This is a genomic window from Asticcacaulis sp. AND118 (genome assembly GCF_020535245.1).
Taxonomy (GTDB): domain Bacteria; phylum Pseudomonadota; class Alphaproteobacteria; order Caulobacterales; family Caulobacteraceae; genus Asticcacaulis.
This window is the reverse complement of record NZ_CP084910.1, coordinates 731630-755713: the sequence shown is the minus strand read 5'-3', so window position 1 is coordinate 755713 and position 24084 is coordinate 731630. Positions and strand designations below refer to the sequence as shown.

The 24084-nt window shown below is 62.5% G+C and carries 20 protein-coding genes and 1 tRNA gene; 14 read left to right on the top strand and 7 right to left on the bottom strand.

Annotation, left to right across the window (positions count from 1 at the left end):
• The first annotated feature begins 123 nt into the window (after positions 1-123).
• From ilvG to leuB, 7 genes are all read left to right on the top strand, one after another.
• Complete coding sequence (ilvG, locus tag LH365_RS03570; RefSeq protein WP_226744834.1) at positions 124-1812, top strand: acetolactate synthase 2 catalytic subunit; 1689 nt, start codon at positions 124-126, stop codon at positions 1810-1812.
• Positions 1790-2071, top strand: coding sequence for an ACT domain-containing protein (locus LH365_RS03565; RefSeq protein WP_226744833.1), 282 nt, complete (start codon positions 1790-1792; stop codon positions 2069-2071). The genes ilvG and LH365_RS03565 overlap by 23 nt, the downstream gene beginning before the upstream one ends.
• An 8-nt stretch (positions 2072-2079) precedes the next feature.
• Entirely contained in the window at positions 2080-3663 is a 1584-nt protein-coding gene (locus tag LH365_RS03560; protein ID WP_226744832.1) for a 2-isopropylmalate synthase, read from the top strand.
• Positions 3647-4588, top strand: a complete 942-nt coding sequence (locus tag LH365_RS03555; RefSeq protein ID WP_226744831.1) for a branched-chain amino acid transaminase — start codon at positions 3647-3649, stop codon at positions 4586-4588. The genes LH365_RS03560 and LH365_RS03555 overlap by 17 nt, the downstream gene beginning before the upstream one ends.
• Positions 4589-4703: 115 nt before the next feature.
• A complete protein-coding gene (gene leuC, locus LH365_RS03550; RefSeq protein ID WP_226744830.1) occupies positions 4704-6119 on the top strand; it encodes a 3-isopropylmalate dehydratase large subunit in 1416 nt (471 codons plus the stop codon).
• A gap of 153 nt (positions 6120-6272) precedes the next feature.
• Positions 6273-6863 carry a 3-isopropylmalate dehydratase small subunit gene (leuD, locus tag LH365_RS03545; RefSeq protein WP_226744829.1) on the top strand — a complete coding sequence of 197 codons (591 nt, stop codon included), beginning with the start codon at positions 6273-6275 and terminating at the stop codon, positions 6861-6863.
• Positions 6864-6895: 32 nt separating this feature from the next.
• Complete coding sequence (gene leuB / locus LH365_RS03540) at positions 6896-7957, top strand: 3-isopropylmalate dehydrogenase (RefSeq protein ID WP_226744828.1); 1062 nt, start codon at positions 6896-6898, stop codon at positions 7955-7957.
• Positions 7958-8012: 55 nt separating this feature from the next.
• Here the strand turns inward: leuB and LH365_RS03535 are convergent, their stop codons facing one another.
• Both LH365_RS03535 and LH365_RS03530 read right to left on the bottom strand, forming a co-directional pair.
• A complete protein-coding gene (locus tag LH365_RS03535) occupies positions 8013-8285 on the bottom strand; it encodes a DUF167 family protein (RefSeq protein ID WP_226744827.1) in 273 nt (90 codons plus the stop codon).
• A gap of 1 nt (position 8286) precedes the next feature.
• Positions 8287-8595 carry a YggT family protein gene (locus LH365_RS03530; RefSeq protein ID WP_226744826.1) on the bottom strand — a complete coding sequence of 103 codons (309 nt, stop codon included), beginning with the start codon at positions 8593-8595 and terminating at the stop codon, positions 8287-8289.
• 126 nt (positions 8596-8721) lie between these two features.
• Here LH365_RS03530 and LH365_RS03525 point away from each other — a divergent pair.
• From LH365_RS03525 to LH365_RS03515, 3 genes are all read left to right on the top strand, one after another.
• A tRNA-Ala gene (locus tag LH365_RS03525) sits at positions 8722-8797 on the top strand.
• A 181-nt stretch (positions 8798-8978) separates the two neighbouring features.
• Positions 8979-10607: an ATP-binding protein gene (locus LH365_RS03520; protein WP_226744825.1), complete on the top strand. Its 1629-nt coding sequence runs from the start codon at positions 8979-8981 to the stop codon at positions 10605-10607.
• Between the two features lie 130 nt (positions 10608-10737).
• Positions 10738-11001 (top strand): hypothetical protein, encoded by a 264-nt coding sequence (locus LH365_RS03515; RefSeq protein WP_226744824.1) that lies wholly within the window; start codon positions 10738-10740, stop codon positions 10999-11001.
• A gap of 40 nt (positions 11002-11041) precedes the next feature.
• Here the strand turns inward: LH365_RS03515 and LH365_RS03510 are convergent, their stop codons facing one another.
• The 4 genes from LH365_RS03510 to LH365_RS03495 all read right to left on the bottom strand — a co-directional run bounded on the left by LH365_RS03510 (position 11042) and on the right by LH365_RS03495 (position 17485).
• Positions 11042-12514, bottom strand: coding sequence for a tryptophan halogenase family protein (locus LH365_RS03510; protein ID WP_226744823.1), 1473 nt, complete (start codon positions 12512-12514; stop codon positions 11042-11044).
• Positions 12515-12524: 10 nt separating this feature from the next.
• Positions 12525-13559: a cupin-like domain-containing protein gene (locus tag LH365_RS03505; RefSeq protein WP_226744822.1), complete on the bottom strand. Its 1035-nt coding sequence runs from the start codon at positions 13557-13559 to the stop codon at positions 12525-12527.
• Positions 13559-14263, bottom strand: a complete 705-nt coding sequence (locus tag LH365_RS03500) for a SapC family protein (RefSeq protein ID WP_226744821.1) — start codon at positions 14261-14263, stop codon at positions 13559-13561. Before LH365_RS03500 ends, LH365_RS03505 begins: the two co-directional genes overlap by 1 nt.
• Positions 14264-14377: 114 nt before the next feature.
• Entirely contained in the window at positions 14378-17485 is a 3108-nt protein-coding gene (locus tag LH365_RS03495; RefSeq protein ID WP_226744820.1) for a TonB-dependent receptor, read from the bottom strand.
• 504 nt (positions 17486-17989) lie between these two features.
• Here LH365_RS03495 and ahpC point away from each other — a divergent pair.
• The 3 genes from ahpC to nth all read left to right on the top strand — a co-directional run bounded on the left by ahpC (position 17990) and on the right by nth (position 21052).
• Entirely contained in the window at positions 17990-18553 is a 564-nt protein-coding gene (gene ahpC, locus LH365_RS03490; RefSeq protein WP_107877651.1) for an alkyl hydroperoxide reductase subunit C, read from the top strand.
• Positions 18554-18683: 130 nt separating this feature from the next.
• Positions 18684-20273, top strand: a complete 1590-nt coding sequence (ahpF, locus tag LH365_RS03485) for an alkyl hydroperoxide reductase subunit F (protein WP_226744819.1) — start codon at positions 18684-18686, stop codon at positions 20271-20273.
• Positions 20274-20365: 92 nt separating this feature from the next.
• A complete protein-coding gene (gene nth / locus LH365_RS03480; RefSeq protein WP_226744818.1) occupies positions 20366-21052 on the top strand; it encodes an endonuclease III in 687 nt (228 codons plus the stop codon).
• Here the strand turns inward: nth and argS are convergent.
• Entirely contained in the window at positions 21049-23100 is a 2052-nt protein-coding gene (gene argS / locus LH365_RS03475) for an arginine--tRNA ligase (RefSeq protein WP_226744817.1), read from the bottom strand. The genes nth and argS overlap by 4 nt on opposite strands.
• A gap of 285 nt (positions 23101-23385) precedes the next feature.
• Here argS and wrbA point away from each other — a divergent pair, with 285 nt between their 5' ends.
• Positions 23386-23985, top strand: coding sequence for an NAD(P)H:quinone oxidoreductase (gene wrbA / locus LH365_RS03470; RefSeq protein WP_226744816.1), 600 nt, complete (start codon positions 23386-23388; stop codon positions 23983-23985).
• The last annotated feature ends 99 nt before the right edge of the window (positions 23986-24084 follow it).

Here is a 24084-nt window from a genome sequence, read left to right as displayed (position 1 = left end):
TTGAGCTAAAGCGAAAATGACGGAGGGGGCATCCCTCATATGAAATGCCCCCTCCGTCGGCTTCGCCGCCACCTCCCCCGCAAGCAGGGGAGGATGATAAAAACCATCACACCGAGTAGACTCATGCCCACCAATAAACCGACCGGCGCGCAACTCGTCATCTCAACGCTGAAAGCGCTGGGCGTAGACGTGCTGTTCGGTTATCCGGGCGGCGCCATCATGCCGATCTACGACGCCTTGGCCGGGTCCGGCCTGCGTCACATTCTGGTGCGCCACGAGCAAGGCGCGTCCTTCGCCGCCGATTCCTACGCCCGCGCCACCGGCCGCGTCGGCGTGTGCATGGCCACCTCCGGGCCCGGCGCGACCAATCTCATCACCGGCATCGCCAATGCCTATATGGACTCGGTCCCGGTTGTCTTCATCACCGGTCAGGTCGCGACGCACCTGATGGGCACCGACGGCTTTCAGGAAGTGGACTTTCTAGGCCTGACCCTGCCGGTCGTCAAACATTCGTGGCTGGTGCGCGACGCCGCGCAAATCCCGGCTATCCTCGCCCGCGCCTTCGCCATCGCCAAGGAAGGCCGTCCGGGCCCGGTCCTCGTCGATATTCCGAAGGACGTCGCCGCCAGCTTTGTCGAAGCCTCCGAAATGGGCGAACTGCCCGCCTGGACGCCGCCTGCGCCCAAGGCCGAAAGCATCGACGCTGCCAGGGCTCTGATCGAACAGGCCCAAAAGCCCCTCCTCTATATCGGCGGCGGCGTGCACATGGCCGATGCCGATGCCGAGATGCGCGACTTTGTCGAACGCACCGGCATCCCCTTCGTCTCGACGCTGAAAGGCCTCGGCACGGTCTCGACCTATCACGACCTGCATCTGGGGATGCTGGGTATGCACGGCACCCGTGCCGGCAATATGGCCGTGCAGGCAACCGACCTGCTGATCGCCGTCGGCGCGCGTTTCGACGACCGCGCCACGGGCAAGCTGTCGGCCTTCGCGCCCCACGCCAAGGTCATCCATTTCGACATCGACCCGGCCGAATTCCACAAGAACCGCCGCGCCGACGTCGCCATTCTGGGCGACCTGAAGCAGGCCCTGCCCGCGCTTCAGCCGAAGATGCCCGACATCTCGGAATGGGTGAAGTTCAACAAGACGAACAAGTGGCAGCACCGCTTCAAGTACGATGCGCCGGGCAAGGGCGTCTATGCGCCGGGCCTGCTCAAGTCGCTGTCGGAAAAGGCGGGCAAGAAGTTCATCGTCGCCTGTGACGTCGGCCAGCATCAGATGTGGGTCGCCCAGCACTGCGAATTCGAGCAGAATCTGGCGCACCTGACCTCAGGCGGCTCCGGCGCGATGGGCTACGGCCTGCCTGCCGGTATGGGGGCCAAGCTCGGCCTGCCCGACCACCACGTCGTCACGGTGTCCGGCGACGGCAGCTTCATGATGAATATTCAGGAGATGGCGACGCTGCGGCGCTACGGCATCAATCTGAAAATCGTCCTGCTCGACAATTCCTCGCTGGGGCTGGTGCGTCAGTGGCAGGAACTGTTCTACGAAGAAAACTACAGCGAAATCGACCTGTCCGATAATCCGGACTTCGTCGAAGTCGCCAAGGCGTTCGGGCTGAGCGCATTCCGCATCACCCAGCGTCATGAGGTCGAGGGCGCCATCGACCGGCTGTTGGCCGCCGACGCCCCGACCCTGTTGCATGTGTTGATCGACCCGCGCGAAAACGTCTGGCCGCTGGTGCCGCCGGGCGCGTCGAACGCTGAAATGATGGAGGAGCGCTGGGATGAGCCAATCGATTCATATTGAGATCGACCGTCTGGAAGGCACGCTCCTGCGTGTGCTCGGCCTCATCGAACGCCGCGGCTTCCACATCGACCAAATCGACATGTACGACCTGGGGGCCGACACGCGCGGCCTGAGCGTCACCGTGCGTCCGCGCGATGCGGGCCGCAATATCGATATTCTGGGCCTGCAAATCGATCGCCTCTATGGCATCAAGCGGCTTGAGCACGCGCCGGAACGGGCGCAAAATGCCGAGCCATCCGCCGAAAAACTGAGCGCCTGAGTTCCATCATGAATGCCGTAGTCCCCAACGACCCCAACCGCGTCATCGTCTTCGACACCACCTTGCGCGATGGTGAACAGGCCCCCGGCTTTTCGCTGGGCGTCAAGGACAAGCTGATGCTGGCCCACACGCTCAAGGATCTGGGCGTGGACGTCATCGAAGCCGGTTTCGCCGCCTCTTCGCCCGGCGATGAGGAAGCCATCCGCACCATCGCCCGCGAAGTCGTCGGTCCGACCTTCTGCTCGCTTTCGCGTGCGCTGGAGTCCGACATCGACGCCGCCGCCCGTGCGCTCCTGCCGGCCAAGCGCAAGCGCTGCCACATCTTCCTCGCCACCTCGCCCATCCATCGCGCGGCCAAGCTGAAGAAGACGCGCGAGCAGGTGGTCGAGATCGCTCACAAGGCCGTCAGCTACGCCTCGACCATTTTTGATGAAGTCGAGTTCTCGCCGGAAGACGCCATCCGCACCGAACAGGACTTCCTGCACGAGGTCTGCATCGCCGCGGCCGAAGCCGGGGCGCGCACGCTCAACATCCCCGACACGGTCGGCTACACCACGCCGAAGGAGATCTTCCAGATCTTCTCCGACCTGAAGGCGGCCCTGAAGGATCACCCGCACGTCATCCTGTCGGCGCACAATCACGACGATCTCGGCCTCGGCGTCGCCAATACGCTGGCCGCGCTCGAAGCCGGTGCGCGTCAGATCGAAGTGACCATCAACGGCATCGGCGAGCGCGCGGGCAATGCGGCGCTGGAAGAAGTCGTCATGGCGCTGCGCACGCGCCCGGAACTGTTCAAGCTGCACACCGGCATCCACACGCCGCTGCTGAGCAAGGCCAGCCACCTGCTGTCGCGCGCCACCGGCACCATCGTCATGCGCAACAAGGCCGTCGTCGGCCGCAACGCCTTCGCCCACGAATCCGGCATCCATCAGCACGGCATGCTGACCGACGCGCGCACCTATGAGATCATGCGCCCCGAAGACGTCGGCGCGGAAAAGTCCAACCTGGTGCTGGGCAAACATTCGGGCCGCCACGCCATCGCCAAGCAGGCGGCGGCGCTGGGCTTCGACCTCGACGAGTTGTCGCTGGGCGACCTGTTCGCCGCCTTCAAGCGCCGCGCGGACGAGATCGGCGAAATCGACGAGTTCGAGCTGATGTCGCTTCTGACGCGCGACAATGCCGACAAGGACGACGCGCGCCTGTTCAAGGTGTCGAGCGAAGTCACCAGAGACTTCGTTTCGATCACGCTCGACCTGTTCCGCGACAACGGCGAACCGTTGAAGGTCACGGCCACGGGGCTCAACGCTTTCGAGGCCGGGTTCCGCGCCTTGGTGGACGCCTATCAGATCGAGGCGCGTGTCAATGACTGCGAAATCATCCAGTCGGGGTTCACCTTCGATGGCGGGGCCTTTGCAGAAATCAGTTTACAGATTAAGGGTGAGGCATATCGGGGCCGTGGTCGCGGCCCCGACCCTGTATGGGCCGGGCTTCGCGCCATGTGCGACGCTTTTGAAAAATACGTCTTCCTGCACGACAGGAAGAATGCCTCGAATAACCTGAATTCTGAGAAACAACATGAAACCGCTCGCTGAAAAAATCTGGTTCAACGGTGAACTGAAGCCGTGGGAGGACACCAAGGTCCACGTCATGACCCACGCGCTCCACTACGGCACGTCCGTTTTTGAGGGTGTGCGCGCCTATGACACGCCCAGGGGCCCGGCCATCTTCCGCCTGACCGAGCACACCCAGCGCCTGCTCGATTCGGCCCGCATCTATCACATGCCGGTCCCTTACACGCTTCAACAACTCAACGCCGCGTGCAAGGAAATCCTGCGCGTCAACGGCCTGAAGTCGGCCTATCTGCGCCCCATCGCCTTCCTCGGCGAATGCGGCATGGGTGTCACGCCGAAGCCCGAAAACGTCAAGGTCGATGTCGCCATCGCCGCCTTCCCGTGGGGCGCTTACCTCGGTGACGAGGGCCTGACCAAGGGCGTGGACGTCATCGTCTCGTCGTGGAACCGCGCTGCGCCGAACACCATCCCCGTCATGGCCAAGGCTGGCGGCAACTACCTGTCGTCCTACCTGATCGGCCGCGAAGCGCGCTCGAAGGGCTATGTCGAAGGTCTGGGCCTCGGCGTCGACGGACGTCTGTCGGAAGGGGCCGGTGAAAACCTGTTCCTGATGATGGGCGGCAAGATCTACACCCCGCCGGTTTCGGCCTCGATTCTGGGCGGCATCACGCGCAACTCCGTGCTGACGCTGGCCCGCGCCGAAGGCATCGAAATCCTCGAACAGGATTTACCGCGCGAAATGCTCTACCTCGCCGACGAAGTCTTCATGACGGGCACGGCGGCTGAAATCACCCCGATCCGCTCGATCGACGACATCCCGACCCGCGAAAACGGTCCGGGACCGATCACCAAGCTGTTGCAGGAACGTTTCCACGGCCTGTTCAACGGCACCACCGAAGACCGCTGGGGCTGGCTCGACTATGTCGACGCCAAGGTTCCGGCATAAATCAGAAGGCCTGCCCGACACCAGCGCCCCCGCCGCTACGGTTCAACCGAACCGCAGCGGCGGGGGCCTGACTGTACGGACAGCCGCGTATCCGAAGGCACTCAGGACGACCATCATGTCAAAACCCAAATCATTGTTCGAGAAGGTGTGGGAACGCCACATCGTTGAGGAAGAAGGCGCGGACAAGCCCGCCGTTCTCTATATCGACCTGCATCTGGTTCATGAGGTGACCAGTCCTCAGGCCTTTTCCGAACTGGAAGCGCGCGGCCTGAAGGTCCGCCGTCCGGACCGCACCTTTGCCACGCTCGACCACTCGATCCCGACTCTGGCCCCCGATGCGCAGGGCAACCGCCCCTACGTCACGGCTCAGGCCAAGACGCAGGTCGAGACGCTGGAGGCCAATGCGGCGAACCACGGTCTGCGCCTGTTCGGCTACGACGCCGAAAACCGCGGCGTCGTCCACGTCATCGGGCCGGAAATGGGCCTGACACAGCCGGGCTTCACCGTCGTCTGCGGCGACTCGCACACCTCGACCCACGGCGCGTTCGGCTGCATCGCCTTCGGCATCGGCACCTCGGAAGTCGGTCACGTTCTGGCCACCCAGTGTCTGGCCCAACGCAAGCCCAAGACCATGCGCATCAACATCACCGGCGCGCTGCAACCGGGCGTGACGGGCAAGGACGTGGCGCTGACCGTCATCAATACGCTCGGCTTCTCAGGTGGCACCGGCTACGCGCTGGAATATGCTGGCCCGGTCATCGAAGCGCTCGACATGGAAGGCCGCATGACGGTCTGCAACCTGTCGATCGAAGCCGGTGCCCGCTGCGGCATGATCGCCCCCGATCAGAAGACGGTCGAGTGGCTGCGTGGCCGTCAGTACGTGCCGCAAGGCGCGGCCTATGACGAAGCCGCCGCGCAATGGCTGGAACTGAAGTCCGACGCCGGTGCGACCTTCGATACCGAAATCACCATCGACGGTTCGGCTATCGAGCCGATGGCCACCTGGGGCACCTCGCCCGACCAAGGCGCGCCAATCGTCCGTGGCGTGCCGGTGGCCGCCAACGAAGACGAAGAACGCGCACTGAAGTACATGGGCTTCACCGGCGGCGAGGCCCGCGAGGTGGAGAAGGTCGATGTGGTCTTCATCGGTTCGTGCACCAACGGCCGCATGGCTGACCTGCGCGCCGCCGCCGCCATCATGAAGGGCCGCAAGGTCGCTCCGGGCGTGCGCGCCCTGATCGTGCCGGGCTCCGAATGGGTCCGCGTCGAAGCCGAGAAGGAAGGCCTGCATGAGGTCTTCCTCGAAGCCGGCGCCGAATGGCGTCTGCCGGGCTGCTCGATGTGTATCGCCATGAACGGCGACTTCGTGCTGCCGGGCCAACTGGCCGTCTCGACCTCGAACCGCAATTTCGAAGGCCGTCAGGGGCCCGGCTCGCGCACCGTGCTGGCCTCGCCCGCTACGGCCGCCGCTTCCGCCATCGCCGGCCACGTGGCCGACCCCCGTCAATTCATGCAGCTTGAGAGCGCGTAAACTTTTCTCCTCCCTTGCAAGCCTTTGGGCGTAGCGGGGTAGGGGGACCACGACGTGGTGGAGGGGGCCTCCTCCGATGGTTTTGCCCCCTCCGCCTCGACAAGCTCGGCACCTCCCCCGCTTCGCAGGGGAGGAGGTAGAAAGAGAACCCAAATGTCGAACCAAGAACCCAACCACAGCTTCTCCTCGCGCATCGTCGTGCTACCGGAAGCCAATATCGACACCGATCAGATCATCCCGGCGCGCTTCCTGACCACCACCACCAAGGCGGGTCTGGGCAAGGTCGCCTTCAACGACTGGCGCTACAATGCCGACGGCTCGAACAAGCCGCATATCCTCAACGAGATCGACGCGAGCGAGCACCGCGTGCTGGTGGCCGGCAACAATCTCGGCTGCGGCTCGTCGCGTGAGCACGCCCCGTGGGCGCTGATGGACTATGGCTTCAAGGCCGTCATCTCGACCGAGATCGCCGACATCTTCAAGTCGAACAGCCTGAAGAACGGTCTGCTGCCGGTCGTGGTGTCGCCCGACATCCACGACAAGCTGACGCAAAACCCGCAGCAGCGCGTCACCATCGACCTCGAATCCTGCACCCTGACGCTGGAAGACGGCACCGCCGTTACCTTTCAGGTCGAAGCCTTCGCGCGCCAGTGCCTGCTGGAAGGCGTGGACGCCATGGGCTGGCTGCTCAAGCGCCTGCCGGAAATCGAAGCCTACGAGCAAGCCAACAATAAAGCTGCCTGAGCCCTTACTGCGTCACATACTGGAAAATTATTATGTCCACCTTCAACATCGTCGTGCTGCCGGGTGACGGCATCGGTCCCGAAGTCGCCGCCGCAGGCGTGTCCGCGCTCAAGGCCATCGGCGAAGCCTACGGCCACACCTTCAATTTCGAAGAAAAGCTGATCGGCGGCATCGCCATCGACGAACGCAACGATCCCTACCCTGCCGACACCGACGCCGCCTGTCTGGCCGCCGACGCCGTGCTGCTGGGCGCGGTCGGTGGTCCGAAGTGGGACCTGCAACCCAAGCGTCCGGAGCAGGGCCTGCTGGCCGTGCGCAAGTCGATGGGCCTGTTCGCCAACCTGCGTCCGATGGACGTGCCGGCGTCGCAAGCCTTCCGCTCGCCGCTGAAGGAAGAGATCGTCGCGGGCGCCGACATGCTGATCGTGCGCGAACTGACCGGCGGCCTCTATTTCGGCAAGCAGACCCGCACCGAAACCTCGGCCACCGACGAGTGCGTCTACACCGTCGCTGAAGTCGAGCGCGTCGCCCGCGTGGCCTTCGAGGCCGCCCGCAAGCGTCGCAACAAGGTGACCTCAGTCGATAAGGCCAATGTCATCGAGACCTCGCGTCTGTGGCGCGAAACCGTCATCAAGCTGCATAAGGCCGAATATTCGGACGTCGAGCTGGAGCACGCCCTCGTCGATTCGATGGCCATGCACCTCGTCACCCGTCCGAAGTCGTTCGACGTCATTGTCACCGAAAACATGTTCGGCGACATCCTGTCCGACCTCGCCTCGGTTCTGCCGGGTTCGATCGGCCTCTTGGGTTCGGCCTCGCTGGGGTCCGGTAAGGGTCTCTATGAGCCGATCCACGGCTCGGCTCCGGACATCGCCGGCAAGGACCTCGCCAACCCCATCGGCACGCTGAAGTCGGTGTCGATGATGCTGCGCTTCACGCTGAACCTGCCGACCGAAGCCGACGCGCTCGACGCCGCCATCGAAGCGGTGATCAAGGCCGGCCAACTCACCAGGGACGTCGGCGGCAACCTGCCGGGTTCGGAAGTGACCAAGGCCATCGTGGCGCAAATCCACGCCGCCAAGGCCGCCGCGTAAAGCTTTCGTACCGCGCCACATGAAAAACCCCGCCGGAGCGTTCCGGCGGGGTTTTTCATGTCAGCAATGCCTTTAATTCCGCCTCGTCCATGTCTTCGATCTCGATCTGCTTGAGACGCGAAGTGTCCCCGCAGACCAGCGACAGACGGGACTTCGGCACCTTCAACCGCTTGGCCAGAAAGGCGATCAGCGCTTCGTTAGCGCGGCCTTCGATAGGCGGGGCGGTCACGCGCACCTTGAGGTACGCCCGCCCCTGCGCATCGCTCTCCCAGCCATCGATCCGGTCCGACGCCGCCTTGGGCGTCAGACGCACGACCAGCCGGGCCAAATTACATCCCCGTCAAACGGTACAGGCTCTCGCGCGCCATCGGCAGGAGATAACGCTGCATCCCCTGAATGATCAGGATGGCGATGATTGGGCTGATGTCGATGCCGCCCAGATTCGGGATTATGCGACGAAAAGGCTCAAGGATCGGGTAGGTCAGGCGGTCCAGCATTTCCATGAAGCGGAAGACGCCCGGATTGCGCGTGTTGATGACATTGAAGGCCACCAGCCAGCTCAGGATCGCGCTGATGATGATCACCCACACGGCGAAGGACAGAATACCGTTGAGAACGAAGAAAACGAAATCGATCATGGAAAACCCTTGGGAACCGGCCTTGCCCGGCCTTTTTATGAATATAGCGGCGTCCGTAGCTATAACAAGTCAAACCCGACTTGACAGTCTCCGACGTTCGATTAAAAGACGCCTTCCACGACGGATGGGGCTATAGCTCAGTTGGTAGAGCGCCTCGTTCGCAATGAGGAGGTCAGCGGTTCGAATCCGCTTAGCTCCACCATTCGTCGGGATGAAACCAACGGCTTGCCTCGCGAAGAGGGAGCCGTTTTTTATTGCCCGGAACGCAGCCTGCGCTTCCGCGTGGTACTCAAATGAGACATGACTGAGGACGCAATAGAGCTTGCGCCGCCAAGGGGCGTCTATAGGGTGTCGTCATCTTTACACGGCGCAGATTGCACTCCATGAACGACGATAACCGCACCCCTGCGGAGACACCCGGTCGCGACCGCTATCGCAACCTGTTCGAGTCCATGGACGAGGGCTTTTGCATCATCGAATTCTTCGACGGCCCGCACGGCCCGATGAGCGACTATATCCATATCGAGGCCAACGCGGCCTATGAGCGCCATGCCGGCATCCCCGATGTCGTCGGGCAGAAGGTGCGCGAAATGGTGCCTGACGAAGCCGACGGCTGGGTCGAGCTTTACGGCGGCGTTCTCAAGACGGGCAATCCGATCCGCTTCCGCCGCGAACTGGTGGCCACCGGCCGCCATCTGGAAGTGTCGGCCTTTAAGGTCGGCGACCCGCACGAACCCCATGTGGCCGTGCTGTTTAACGACATCACCGACCGTATCCGCGCCGAAGCCGCTCAGCGCGAACTGAACGAGACGCTGGAGCGCCGCATCGCCGACACTCTGGCCGAACGCGAGGCCGTGGACGAGGCCCTGCGTCAGGCCCAGAAGATGGAGGCCGTGGGTCAGCTCACCGGTGGCATCGCCCACGATTTCAACAATATGCTGGCCGTCGTCATCGGCTCGCTGGACCTGCTGTTGCGCCGAGTTGGCGAAACCGATCCGCGCGCCAAACGCTACGTCGAGTCGGCCATGGAAGGCGCCAAGCGGGCCGCCACCCTGACCCAGCGCCTGCTGGCTTTTTCGCGGCAGCAGCCCCTGCGCCCGGAACCCATCGAGATCAACCGGCTGGTGTCCGGCATGTCCGACCTGCTGCGGCATTCGCTGGGCGGTCATATCAAGCTGGAAACCGTCCTGTCGGGCGGCATGTGGCGCACCCACGCCGATCCCAACCAGCTCGAAAACGTTATACTCAATCTCGCCATCAATGCCCGCGACGCCATGCCGGACGGCGGCAAGCTGACCATCGAGACGCAGAACACCTGGCTGGACGACCGCTATGCCGCGGCCAATCTGGGGGCCATTTCCGGTCAGTACGTGATGATCGCCGTGACCGACACCGGCACCGGTATGCCGGATGAGGTGGTGGCCAAGGCCTTCGACCCCTTCTTCACCACCAAAGAGGTCGGCAAGGGCACAGGTCTGGGGCTCAGTCAGGTCTACGGCTTCGTCAAACAGTCCGGCGGGCACGTGAAAATCTATTCCGAGCCCGGTGTCGGCACGACGGTCAAGATCTACATGCCGCGTGTGACGACCGTCACAGAGGATGTCGAAGTCGCGGCCGAAGCCGGTCAGTTGCCGATGGGCGAGTTTCAGGAAACCATTCTCGTCGTCGAGGACGAGGCCATCGTGCGGCAATTCAGCGTCGATGCCCTGACCGAATTAGGCTATCGCGTGCTGGAAGCCGACAGCGCCCTGGCGGCCCTGTCGATCATCGAAGCGCGTTCCGACATCGCGCTCCTGTTCACCGATGTGGTCATGCCCGACATCAACGGCGCCAAGCTGGCGCGCGAGGCAAAGCTGCGGCAGCCAAATCTCAGGGTGCTGTTCACTACCGGCTATACCCGCAATGCTGTCGTGCACAACGGTACGCTCGATGTCGGGGTCGATCTGATCGGCAAACCCTTCACCATCGAGGAACTGGGGGCCAAGGTCCGCGAAATCCTCGACCGGGCCTGAATAGGCCGCCTTCGGACAGCCGCACAGATTCGCGTAAAAAGCGTATCGAGGCCTGATTATTCTCCGGATATGAAAGCGCCGTCGCGGAATATCTCCCCGGCAGTATCAGTCATTCAGAGAGGATAGCCTTATGAAAAAAGCGCTTGCAGCCGTCTGTGCCCTGGGTCTCGCCCTTTCCGCCCCCGCTTTCGCCGGCGAAGGCGACAAGACGAAGATGGTCGAAGACCATCTGAAGAAGATGGACACCAATGGCGACGGCATGGTCAGCATGGAAGAGCACCGTGCGGCCGCCGACAAGATGTTCATGGAAGCCGACACCAATGGCGACAAGATGATCTCTAAGGAAGAGATGATCGCCTACAAAGCCAAGGAAAAGGCGAAGGCGGGTCACTGATCCCTGATTTTCGGTCGCGGGGCGCGCTACCCCGCGACCTTTACGCCAGATAGCTTTTCAAAAACGCCTCGTGCGTCGGCATGGCCGCGACGGTGCGCGTGATATGGCTTTTCAGTCCGTCGAGCGCCTGACGCAGTTGCGCATCGCTCATCAGGCTGCCGATGGCGTGATGCGACTTTGGCTCCAGTCTCTGCCCCAGCAGGACCTGCACCCAGGAATCGACGCGGAACAGGTCGTCCGCCGCCTGCCAGGCGTGGGCCTGCTCGCGGAACATCTCCAGCCGCTCGGTCAGGCTGTCGGGCACGCTCATCTCGCGCCGCTCGCGCCAGAAATCCGTGTCGTCGCGCTGGGTCAGCTTGTAGTGCAGCACCACGAAATCGCGCACCTTTTCGATCTCGCGCCGCGCTATGTCGTTATAATGATCGGTCACCGCCTCGGTGATGCCGCCGAAGGGGAACATCTGAATCAGCCGCGTCACGGCGACCTGGAACAGGTGGATACTGGTCGATTCCAGCGGCTCGATGAAGCCGCTCGACAGACCGACCGTCAGGCAGTTCTTGTTCCATATCTTCCTGCGCCGCCCGGTGCGGTAGCGGATCAAACGCGGCTCAGTCAGCGGCTCGGCGTCGAGCAGACTCAGCAGCCGCTCGCGCGCCGCCTCATCCGACAGGTGCGCGCTGGAATAGACCAGTCCGTTGCCGACGCGGTTCTGCAACGGGATGCGCCAGCGCCAGCCTTCGCCGTGCGCCACCGCCCGCGTATAGGGATCGAGCCGACCTGCCGACGCGGTCTGCACGGCCAGCGCCCGGTCGGTCGGCAGCCAGTGGCTCCAGTCCTCGAAGCCGGTCTTCAAAGTCTCCTCGATCAGCAGCCCCTTGAAGCCCGTGCAGTCGATAAACAGATCGCCGTCGATGACTTCACCCGACTCCAGCTCCAGCCCGGTGATGAAGCCGCTCTCGCTGTCCTGACGCACCTGGCGGATGCGGCCTTCGATGCGTCTGGCGCCGTTGGCCTCGCTGAATTGCCGCAGGAACCGCCCATAAAGCACGGCGTCGAAGTGGTAGGCGTAGTTGATGCGCGCCGTATCCGAGGTGAAGAACTTGCCCTCTTCCGCCGCCTGAAGCTCGAAACAATAATCGCCCAGATCGCCGCCGAAGCCCTTGTCGCGCGCCGCCATCCACACGTGGTGGAACGGGGCCATCCAGTTGGATTTGCCGATCTCGCCGAAGGAGTGGATGTAGCGGTCGCCATCGCGCGCCCAGTTCTCGAAGGCGATACCCAGCTTGTAGGTGGCATTGGTCGCCTTAAGGAAGGCGCGCTCGTCGATGCCGAGGAAGTGGTGGAAGGTGCGCGCGGTGGGGATGGTCGCCTCACCTACGCCGACAATGCCGATCTCTTCCGACTCGATCAGGGTGATGTCGAGCACAGAGCCCAGCAGCTTCGACAGGGCCGCCGCCGCGCACCAGCCCGCCGTGCCGCCGCCGGCAATCACTACCTTCTTGATCGGTGGCATGTCTTTCCCCTCAGCGATTCAGTTTTTGCAGCAGTTGCGCGCGCAGACGCCGCGCCGTCATCTCGTCCAGCGTCCCCAACGCCCCACGCGCCGTTTCGGGGATATGCGCCCCGGCGCGCTCGGAAGGCCCGAAAATGTAATAGTCGAACAGCGCCTTCCACGCGGCCTTTTCCGGCTCCGGCCGGTCGCGCAGGCTGAGCAGGCCGTGCAGCAGGGTGTTCATCGGCGTGTCCATAAAGGCGGGCGAGGTGTTCCACCAGTAATTGATGAGGATGTTGAAGGGCCCCAGCGCCTCGACATGGTGCCACCACAGGGCCGGGTAAAAGAGGATGTCGCCGGGCTCCATCTCGGCCACCTGACCGGCGGACTCGGCGGCACGGAAACCCGGAAACCGGTCGTAATCCGGATCGCGGAAATCGACCAGACTGACCACCTGCCCCCCCGGCGTCGGCTCCAGGGGGCCGGGATAGAGATTCTCGACCTGATCCGGCGGGAACAGTGTGAAGCGCCGCCGCCCGGCGACACAGACGGCGATATTATGCGACATGTCGAAATGGCAGGTCGCCGTGGTGCGATTGCCGATCCAGATACTGGCCAGCGGCGGATAGGCGGCGAACATGGAATGGTTCAGCATAAGCTCGTTGCCCGCCTCGCGCAGGCCCGGCAGATACAAACCCAGATCGGTCGAACCGATATAAAAGCAGGGCGGCGCGGGGTCATCGAGGTGCGCCGCCACGGCGTCAAGAAACGCCCCCAGATCGGTGCGCGCGGCGCTGAAATTCAGTCCGCCCATATCTTCGCGATAGAAGAACCGCCCGCCAATTTCCGGCGCGCCCGTATAGGCGGTCACGGGCCGTCCCTGATAGAAACGCCGCAGGTGATCCATGGCTGCCCGGGGGCTGTTCAGACCGTCGCGCACCAGCGGCCAGTCACGCGCTACGCCTTTGAGCACGACAGGCCTTTGCCCCTCCATCAGCGTGTCGAAGGGAATGGCGTCCGCGGACACGCCGGTCAGGACCTCGGTGCGACGTGTAATTCCGGCCATTACACCCCGGCCCGCTTGCGGTTCTTCAGTTCGATGATGCGGGCCATATTGCCCATCGACGCCACGACCTGAAAGGCCAGCGACAGGAAGCCGGCGCGGTTCAGACGTTCCAAGGCCTCCCCGCTCAACGACGACAGGGCCTCCTGACTGATCGAGAACAGGCCCGGCATCTTGTATTCGGTGGTGTCGTCGAGGCGGATGGCGATTTCCACCGGCGCGATCAGGCCCTCGGCCTGAAGGGCGGCGAACATGGCGGCATTGATTTCGACACCCTGATGGATGGTGCGCAGCGCGCGCATGTGGCGCTCCAGAGCGGGCGCATTGCCGCCGTGCGGCAGAAAGACCGGCTCGCCTTCGCTGCGGCTGAGGCGGGGGTGGTCGAGATCGACCATCAGCATGGGGCCATCGTCGCGCATCCCGATAAGGAAGGGCCCGCGCTGGCTCATGGCCGGGACGTGGCGCGCCTGCCACTGACCGTCGGCCAGAAAGAGGTTCTCGTCCTTGTCGAGACCCAGCAGGGCAAAGGCCTGAAACCCGCCCCCCTCGGCTTCGCGAAAATAGAGCGGATAGTCGCGCTGAAGCTCGGCAAACTCAGTCGCGAAGACGGGAATTTCGTTGACGCTGTCGCCGAAGGACTGGCCGTGGCCGCCTATGACCCTCAGGTCGTGATGCTTGACATTATCGAGAAGAACGGCGTTGGACATGCGGGCACTTTCACTGGACACGGAACAACTTACGCCTCCTGCGCGAGACGGCAAGAGCAAGACAGGAAAGGCCGCGGTCGCCCGCGGCCTTTCCCACTCAGGCACTCAGGGGATTTAGAACTTATATCGGACGCCGATTTGGTATCTGGTATCGAGTTCCTGAGCGAAGTAGATGTTGGAGGTGTCGCGGCCGTACTGGCGGATGTGCTCCTTGGTCAGGTTGAGACCTTCGAAGGTGATCTGGATGTTCGGCGTCACCGTGTAGTTGACCGAGGCGTCCAGCACGCCGAACTCCTCGAAGTACTGCGGGTCGCCCTGCGCGCCGACATTGGTGTTGGCGATGTACTTGTCGCGCCAGTTATAGGCCAGACGACCCGACAGCGGACCCTTGTCGTAGATCAGGGTGACGTTGTAGGTGTCCGACAGGCCCAGCAGCGGGAACTGAAGCGTGCCCGGCGCCGCCGAGTTGTCGAAGCCGATGTCGCCTTCAACCGTCGTCATGCTGCCCGACACACCCCAACCGCTGTCGCCGAAGAAGTGCTGGATGGCCAGTTCGAAGCCGTGGATGTTCGCGGTCTTGTTATTGACCGGAATGGCGGTGTCGAAGTTGAACAGCGGATCGCTCGAATTGGCGGTAATGTCATAGGCGGCGAGGATCTGGTCCACGAAGGCCTGATTGAGGTTACCGTTGGTCGAGTTGGCGGTGTACTCGTTCTTGGCCGCCGTCGTGTTGCCGTTGTTCTTGATGACCAGGGCGGTCATGGTGAACAGGTTGACGTCGGTCGGCGATTGACCCAGTTCACCCAGCGCGGTCTTGGCCGTGCCCGAGCGCGAGCCCGGCGTCGCGGCGGTCGGGTCACGCAGGTCGAACAGGGTCTGCGTTACGCGGCCCGTGCCGATGAAGTTGGCCACGTCCTTGTTGTAGAAGCCGATCGACACGTAGTTGGCCGGGCCGTAGTACCATTCCGCCGAGAAGTCGATGTTCGACGATTCCAGCGGCAGCAGGGCCGGGTTGCCCGAAGACGCCGTCGGATTGGTGCCGTTGGCGGTCGGACGCGGCGGCGTGTTGACCGTCGTCGTGGCGTACATGTTGCCATAGGCCGCCCGCGCGATGGTCTTGGAGTAGGACGCCCGCACCGTCACGTCATCGCGCACATTCCACGAGATGTCGAGGTTCGGCAGCCAGTTGTCGTAGTCCGCCTGGCTGCTGAGGGTGGCGACGCCGGTGCCGAAATCGGTGGCGAAGTCGTTGTCAGCGGTCCAGCGGATGGCCGTCGGGACGCTTTGCAGGGCCGAAGCCGTCACATTGGTCTTTTCGTAGCGCAGACCGGCCACGATACCGACCGGCTTGCCGAGGAAGTCGCCCTTCAGGGTCAACTGACCATAGATCGCCTTGATTTCTTCTTCGATGGTGTTGGCCGTCAAAGAGGTGGTCGGCAGCGACTGGTTATAGCCCTTGGCCAGCGCGCGGTAGATGTCGAGCGCATTGCCGCGGAAGGCGATGTTCGACTGACCCGGCGTGAAGTCCTGGAACAGCCCCCCCAGATCATAGGTGGTGATCAGGCCCGGCGCGTATTGCGCCACGTCGCCCGGACGCGAGATACCCCAGTCGCCCAGCGCCTGATAGGTCGAACCCGTCGTCGTCGTCATTTCCGACTTCAGCAGGTCGATACCGGCGTCGAAGCGGCTTTCGCCGTCGAAGTCATAGGCAAAATCGACCTTGAATTCGTCGATCTTGTTGGTCTGGCTGTTGGTCCAGGTGCGACCCACCTGAGAGCCCAGATCGCCCGCATCGAGACGGCCATTGTTGTTGCCGCGCAGCGCGTCGTTGATGGTGTATTTCTGAACCGGGATTTCACCGCGGAAGTCCACCGAGTGCGAGGCGATCACCGGCGCGCCGATCGAGATGGCGACCGTGGTCGAACCGTCCGGATTGTTCGGCAGAACCTCGCCTTCGGACGAATGCGCGTCGAAGGTCAGGCTCATCTTGTCGTTGATGTCCCACACCGCGTTGAAGCCTACCGACTTCAGCGTGCTCTTGAGGCTGACCAACTGCTGTTCAAAGCCGATGTCCTTCACGCCCGACAGGTTTTCCTGCAGGAAGACGGCGTTATAGATGCCCGAAGCGCCCTTTTCGAACACGATCTGGTCGAACGGACGGTTGAACCAGTTGGTCTGTTCGGCGCGCAGTTCGGTCGCTTCGTTCTGAACGTACAGGGCATCCGCCGTGAACAGCCAGTTTTCAACCGGACGCCATTGCGCCGTGGCCACAAGGTTGCTGCGCTCATTGTGCGTTTCCGACAGGGCGTAACGGCTGTCGTTCGGATAGGCGACCAGCGCACCGGCCGGCGGGGGATTGGTGATCTGCGTCAGCAGCGTGGTCTGGTTCGACGCATAGCGCAGACGACCGCTCGACGGGCTGTAGAACTGATCGCGGGTGTCGAGGTTCCAGCTGTTCTGGGTCGCCTGACGCGTCGCCACGTCTTTTTCGGCGAACTGACCGAACAGGGCCACGCCGAAGGTGTTGTCTTCGTTGGTCCACTTGTAGGTGCCCGCGATTTCCGGCGTCCAGTCCTTGCCGTCGATCAGGTTTTCGCCGTGCACCGCCTTGGCCGACAGCGAACCCGAGGTGCCCGACTTGCCGATCGGACGCAGGGTCTTGATGTTCAGCGTCGCGCCGATGCCGCCCGAAGCGACATGAGCCTTACCGGTCTTGTAGACTTCAAAGCCCGACACGCCGTCCGACGCGATGCTGGAGAAGTCGAAATTACGCGAACCGCCGCCGGCGGTGCCGTTACCCGAACCCACGGCGTTGATCTGCGCCGCCGGCATCACGCGGCCATTCAGCGTCACCAGGTTGAAGCCCGGACCGAAGCCGCGCACGGTCACGGTCGAACCTTCGCCGTTGGTGCGGTCGATCGACACGCCCGGAATGCGCTGGACCGATTCGGCCAGGTTGGTGTCCGGATACTTGCCGATGTCTTCAGACGTGATCGCATCGACCACGCCCGACGCGTTGCGCTTGATGTTCATCGAACGCTGCAGCGAACCGCGAACGCCCGTCACCACAACGGTTTCAATACTGTCGTCCACCGCAGGCGCCGCTTCCTGCGCATACGCACCTCCCGCAAGCATCGCTAAACCAGACGCGCTGCAAAGGACCAGATTACGAAGTGCACGACGCGGGCCGTGCGAAGACGCACCGAGAATCGGTGTTGTCATGTTTTCCTCCCAGAAGTTGTATCTTTTACTAATAAAAACGCAATTCGGATGCGTGACGTCGCCGTCGGATCTTTCCTTAACGGACAAAGCCACGGTACTGATTAAACACATAGCGGCTGGGATCGCCGTCACTTGCGACGACTTCCGGCTCAGTTATCGGCACGGCAGACAAGACCCCGCGCGTTTCTCCCAGTTACGACTTGAGTCGCTTATTGTGTCGATACCGCTATCATGACAACGTTGTCCTTTCTACTGGACATTTGCTTTTTTTTTCACGGTTGACAGGGCTCGTGGCCTTTATGTCACAAAAGGGGCAATGCCAGCCGGCATTGTCGGGTTTAATGCCATTTTGTCATATTTATAACGGCAATTCCGCACAGAGTAGAGAGTCCATCTCTATATACAATTATAAATCAAATTTATGAATAATATAAAAATTATAGATTTGTCTTTTGCATCGAAATGGGGAATACAGCGTTGTCCATTTCATGAAAGGATTTTCCAATGGCCCTCATCAATACCCCGATCAAGCCCTTCAAGGCCACCGCGTACAAGGAAGGCAAGTTCGTCGATATTTCGGATGCCGACACCAAGGGCAAATGGGCGATCTTCTTCTTCTACCCGGCCGACTTCACCTTCGTCTGCCCGACCGAGCTGGAAGACCTGGCCGGCATCTATCCGGACCTGCAAAAGCTGAACGTCGAAGTCTATTCCGTCTCGACCGACACGCACTTCTCGCACAAGGCCTGGCACGACACCTCGCCTGCCATCGGCAAGATCAACTACTACATGGTCGGTGACCAGTCGGGCACCATCACCAACAATTTCGACGTGATGCGTCCGGGCGTCGGCCTGGCCGACCGCGCCACCTTCCTGGTCGATCCGGAAGGCGTCATCCAGTTTATGGAAATCACCTCGGAAGGCGTGGGCCGCAACGCCACCGAACTGTTCCGCAAGGTGAAGGCCGCGCAATACGTCGCGTCGCACCCCGGCGAAGTCTGCCCGGCGAAGTGGGAAGAGGGTGAAAAGACCCTGGCCCCGTCGCTCGACCTGGTCGGCAAGATCTAAAGTTATGCATGGGGGGAGGCCCGCCTCCCCCCATGTCCCCTCCGCAGGTTCATCGAGTCATTCTCCCTATCTCCGGCTCGCGGGCCGGACATATAGACAATGATTTTCACGATATTTTATGGAGTAAGCCATGCTTGACGCCGGCATGAAGGCCCAACTGAAGGCCTATCTCGAAAACCTGCGCACCCCGATCGAACTGCTCGCCCACACCGACGACAGCGCCAAGTCGCGCGAGATGGTCGAACTGCTCGAAGACATCGTCGCGGCGTCGGACAAGGTGAGCGTCACCGTGTCCTCCGGCGGCGAGCGCGTGCCGTCCTTCGACATCGTGCGCAGCGGCAGCCCCGAGGTCGCCGTGACCTTCGCCGGTCTGCCCATGGGGCACGAGTTCACCTCTCTGGTGCTGGCCCTGCTGTGGGTCGGCGGCCACCCGCCCAAGGTCGAGGCCGACGTGATCGAACAGGTCAAGGCGCTCGACATCGACGGCGAGCTTCATTTCGAAACCTATTTCTCGCTGTCGTGCCAGAACTGCCCCGACGTGGTGCAGGCCCTGAGCCTGATGAGCGTCCTCAACCCCAGGATCAAGCACGTCGCCATCGACGGCGCCCTGTTCAAGGACGAGGTCGAAAAGCGTCAGATCATGGCCGTGCCGACTATCCTGCTGAATGGCGAGCCCTTCGGTCAGGGCCGCATGGGTCTGGAACAGATTCTGGCCAAGATCGACACCGGCGCGCAATCGCGTGAGGCCGAAAAGATCGCCGCCAAGTCGGAATTCGACGTGCTGGTGGTCGGCGGCGGTCCGGCCGGCGCTTCGGCGGCCATCTATGCGGCACGCAAGGGCATTCGCACGGGCGTCGTCGCCGAACGCTTCGGTGGTCAGGTGCTCGACACCATGGATATCGAGAACTTCATCTCGGTCCCGCACACCGAAGGCCCCAAACTGGCCACGGCGCTGGAGCAGCACGTCAAGGACTATGAGGTCGATATCATGAACCTCCAGACCGCGACGCAACTGATCCCGGCCTCGGCTCCGGGCGGCCTGATCGAGGTCAAGCTGCAAAGCGGCGCATCGGTCAAGTCGCGCACCGTCATCCTGTCGACCGGCGCGCGCTGGCGCAATATGAATGTGCCCGGCGAAACCGAGTACAAGAACAAGGGCGTGGCCTACTGCCCGCACTGCGACGGACCATTGTTCAAGGGCAAGCGCGTGGCGGTCGTCGGCGGCGGCAATTCGGGCGTCGAAGCGGCCATCGATCTGGCCGGCATCGTCGCCGAAGTGACCCTGCTGGAGTTCGCCGCCGAATTGCGCGCCGACGCGGTCCTGCAACGCAAGCTCTACAGCCTGCCGAACGTCAAGGTCCTCACCAATGCCCAGACGACCGAGGTCAGGGGCGACGGCAACAAGGTGGTCGGCCTGACCTACAAGGACCGCATCCACGACGTTACGCACGACATCGAACTGGAAGGCATCTTCGTCCAGATCGGTCTGGTGCCCAACACCGAATGGCTGAAAGGCACGATCGCCGTGTCGAAGCATGGCGAGATCGAAGTCAATGCGCGCGGCGAAACCTCGCTGCCGGGCGTCTTTGCAGCGGGCGACTGCACGACCGTGCCGTACAAGCAGATCGTCATCGCCATGGGCGAAGGCTCCAAGGCGTCGCTTTCGGCCTTCGACCACCTGATCCGCACCACGGGCCCGGCGGACGTCATCGCTGCCTGAGCCGGAACGGTTGTGAAAAGAAAAGCCGCCTCCCAATCGGAGGTGGCTTTTCTCATATTGCAAATGTTCTTATTTTGTTCTTATATCTGGATATGCGCTCCCTGTTCGATTTCGGCCTCGAAGGCGACCTGATCGATATCCGCTCCCGGCTGAAATCCACGTTCGGACCGGGACCGGAAACGCGCCCGACGCTCTATGATCCGATGGATGCGCTGATACGCTCGGTCCTGTCGGCGCGCACCAGGGATGAGGTGTCGCGTCAGGCCCATGCCGATGTGCGGGCCCGCTGGGCGAACTGGGCAGACATGGCCGGCGCAACGGCAGAAGAGATCGAAGCCGTCATCGCGCCCGTCACCTTTGCGACGGACAAGGCGCGCAATCTGGCGCTGGCGCTGACACGCATTGCCGCCCGCTTTCCCGATTTCGACCTGACGCCGCTCAGCCGCGCTCCTGTCGAGGCAGCGCGCGGCTGGCTGCAGTCCCTGCCGGGCGTCGGGCCACGCACAGCTTCGGCAGTGATGAATTTCAGCGGTCTGCATCAGGCAGCCATGGTGCTCGACACCCATGTGCTGAGGTGCCTGAGACGGCTGAGCGTGATCGGGCCAAAGGCCACGCCGGACAGCGCCTATGAGCTGATCATGTCCGCCGCCGACCGCTGGGGAGCGCCGGACCTTTCGGAACTGCACTGGCTGCTCAAGCGGCTGGGGCACACCTTCTGCCATGCGGTGCAGCCGGCCTGCGCCGACTGCCCGCTGAAAGGCCGGTGTCCCTCGGCTTAAATCGCTTCGGGACACTCGATATGGCAGATCGACAGGGCGCGGGTCAGGGCTACCTGCACCGCCTGGGTAATGACCAGACGCGCCGGATTGGCGACGCCGTCGCTGATCACCGGCACGCGGGTGTAATAGGAATTGTAGATCGCCGCCACGTCCATCAGGTGACGCACCAGCACAGACGGATTGGCCGCTTTGGCCGCCGCCACGACCTTCTGCGGGATCTGCTGCACCTTGAGCAGCAGGTCGGCTTCCTGCGCGTCGATCTGATAGTTAAATTCTGGGTTCAGGCCGTCCAGCTTGGCCACGCCGCCACCGTTCTTGCGCAGGATGCTGCGCGCGCGGCACGCCGCATAGACCACATAGGCCCCGCCCGAACGCTCGAACCCGGCAATGGTGGCGTCCATGTCCGAGGCGTCGATTTCCACCGCGCCCTTAAGGTCCTGCTTGAGGTCGTTGAACACGATCGAGCCGATGGCCAGTTCCTGCGCCGCGCGGCTCAGTTCGGCCTCGTCCGAATCCACCCGGTCCGAGAGGCGGTTACGGAAATAGACCTGCGCCGCCGACAGGAGGCCGATGACGTTCGACACCGACTGACGCGACGAGAGCTTCTTGCCGGTCTGCGCATCGACATAGAAGCCGAAATAGACGTGCTGGAACGTCGTGCGGGCCGGGTCGGCGATGCCGGTGACGTAGGCCGAACGGAACAGGCGGTTGAAGTGGACCTGCTGCTCCTGACCGACCACGTAGAAGGTGTCCGTCGGGTCGAACATCTCCGAACGCAACCTGATGGCGCCCATGTCGCGGGTCGAATAGATGCTCTGGCCGTCGGCGCGGCGCACCACGAAGCGCTCATTATTGTCGAGCAGGACCACCGCCGCGCCGATGTCCTTGCGGATCGACTTGATCAGCGTGTCGCGCTCGATCTCACCGATGTCACCGGCGGCGAAACGCGCCTCTTCGATGGCGATGGCCTCTTGCGCATGGGCCTCGGTGTAGATCACCGCCTTGCCCGATTGCAACGCGGCTTCGACCGTGGCGTCGCCGGCCTGATAGTAGAAGCTTTCGCCCAGCACCAGATCAAAATGGATGTTCAGCGCGTCGTAGAAGCCTTCGAAGGATTGCAGGCTCCATTTCACCATGTCGATCCACAGCGCAACCTCGGCGGCATCGCCCTGCTCCAGCGCGCGGAAACGCGCATCTGAGGCCGCAACATAATCGCCGAACGCCGCTTTCAGCGCGTCGAGATTGGTCGCGCCGGGAAAGTAGCGCCCGGCAATGGCGGCGTCTTCGGCCTCCCATTCGGCAGACGGCTTGGCCCCTTCGAGGATACGCTCGACCGAGCGGCGGATTCTGTAGATTTCCAGCAGTTTGTCGTTATCGCCGAAATCGGCCGGAAAGACCGCGCCGAAGCGGCGATAGCCCTCCAGCATGAAGCCGAAGCCGCCGAAGTCGTTGATGTGGTTGACGCGGAAGGTGTCGGCACCCGAACGCTCCCACAGGTTCGACAGGACGTGGCCCACAATCGTCGAGCGGATATGCCCGGCGTGCAGCGTCTTGGCGACGTTGGGAGACGAGTAATCGACCACCGCCGAACGGCCCTTGAGCGCGTCGGAATCGCCGAAATGCGCACCAATGTCAGTGACCGCCTGTGCCCCGCTCAGCATCCAGCCGTCGGACAGGGTCAGGTTGATATACATGCCCTTGGTTTCGAGTTTGGCGATGGCATCGGCGAAATCCGGGCCGCTGAGAATCTCGACGATCCACGGCAGATGGTTGGCCATGAAGCCCTTGGGGCCGCCGTCCTTCAGCAGTTGCGGGAAACGCAGAGCCAGATCGCCGCCCATCTTGGCGCGGTCGATGAAGTCGAACTTGATATCCAGCGCTTGTCCCGCCCTCGCCGACAGGGCGGTGGTGATGCGCTTTTCCAGCCGCGGCAGGGGATAGGCGTCGAAAGCCACCGAAGCCGAGGCCGCGCGCTCACGGCGGTAACGCGCAACAAAAGCGTTGACCTCCGACAGGCGTGACGAATTGACCTCAGCGAGCGCATTCATAGGAAATCCCTTGTACAGAATAAGGGCCTGCATCTATGGCAAACGCAATCAAATATCAAGGATCAGAGGGACGCCCACAGGTCGCACCGAAGGAGGGGCTAAACTCAACGCCCGTAAGCGGAGCGTCAAAAAACGCCATTTCGCGCGCTTGCGCTGCATAAACAGACCGCAAACCCCTTATCCTGTTTTTATGCGCTTTTTATCTGCACCCGATAAGCGCCCATTTTTTCATGAGCACCGGACGCCCACTCTCCGCGCCATTCCACGCAAAAACGGAGCGTCATAATGGCCAGGGTTCTCGTGCTTTACTATTCCAGCTACGGACATATCGAGACGATGGCCGAGGCCGTTGCCGAAGGCGCCCGCAACGCCGGGGCCGAGGTCGACATCAAGCGCGTGCCGGAAACCGTGCCGCAGGACGTTGCTCAAAACGCGCATTTCAAGCTCGATCAGGCGGCCCCGGTGGCCGGGGTCGAGGATCTGGAACAGTACGACGCCATTATCGTCGGGGTAGGGACGCGCTACGGGCGCATGGCCTCTCAGATGGCGGCCTTCTGGGATCAGACGGGCCCGCTATGGGCGCGCGGCGCACTGAACGGCAAGGTCGGGGCGGCCTTCACCTCTTCGGCCACCCAGCACGGCGGTCAGGAAACGACGCAGTTTTCGATCATCACCAACCTCCTGCATATGGGCCTGATCATTGTCGGCCTGCCCTATGCGTTCCAGGGACAGATGGGCGTGTCCGAAGTCACAGGCTGCTCGCCCTATGGCGCATCGACCATTACCGATGGTGACGGTTCGCGCCAGCCGAGCGAGAACGAACTGAACGGCGCGCGTTTTCAGGGCGAACTGGTCGCCAAAACGGCGATCAAGCTGTTTGGTTAGATTTTTAACCACGGAAAATACAGAAAGCACGGAAAGGCTGCGGAACCCATCTGGCCCGAAGAGCCTTCATCCTTGCGCATCGTATGGGACAGGGGGGGC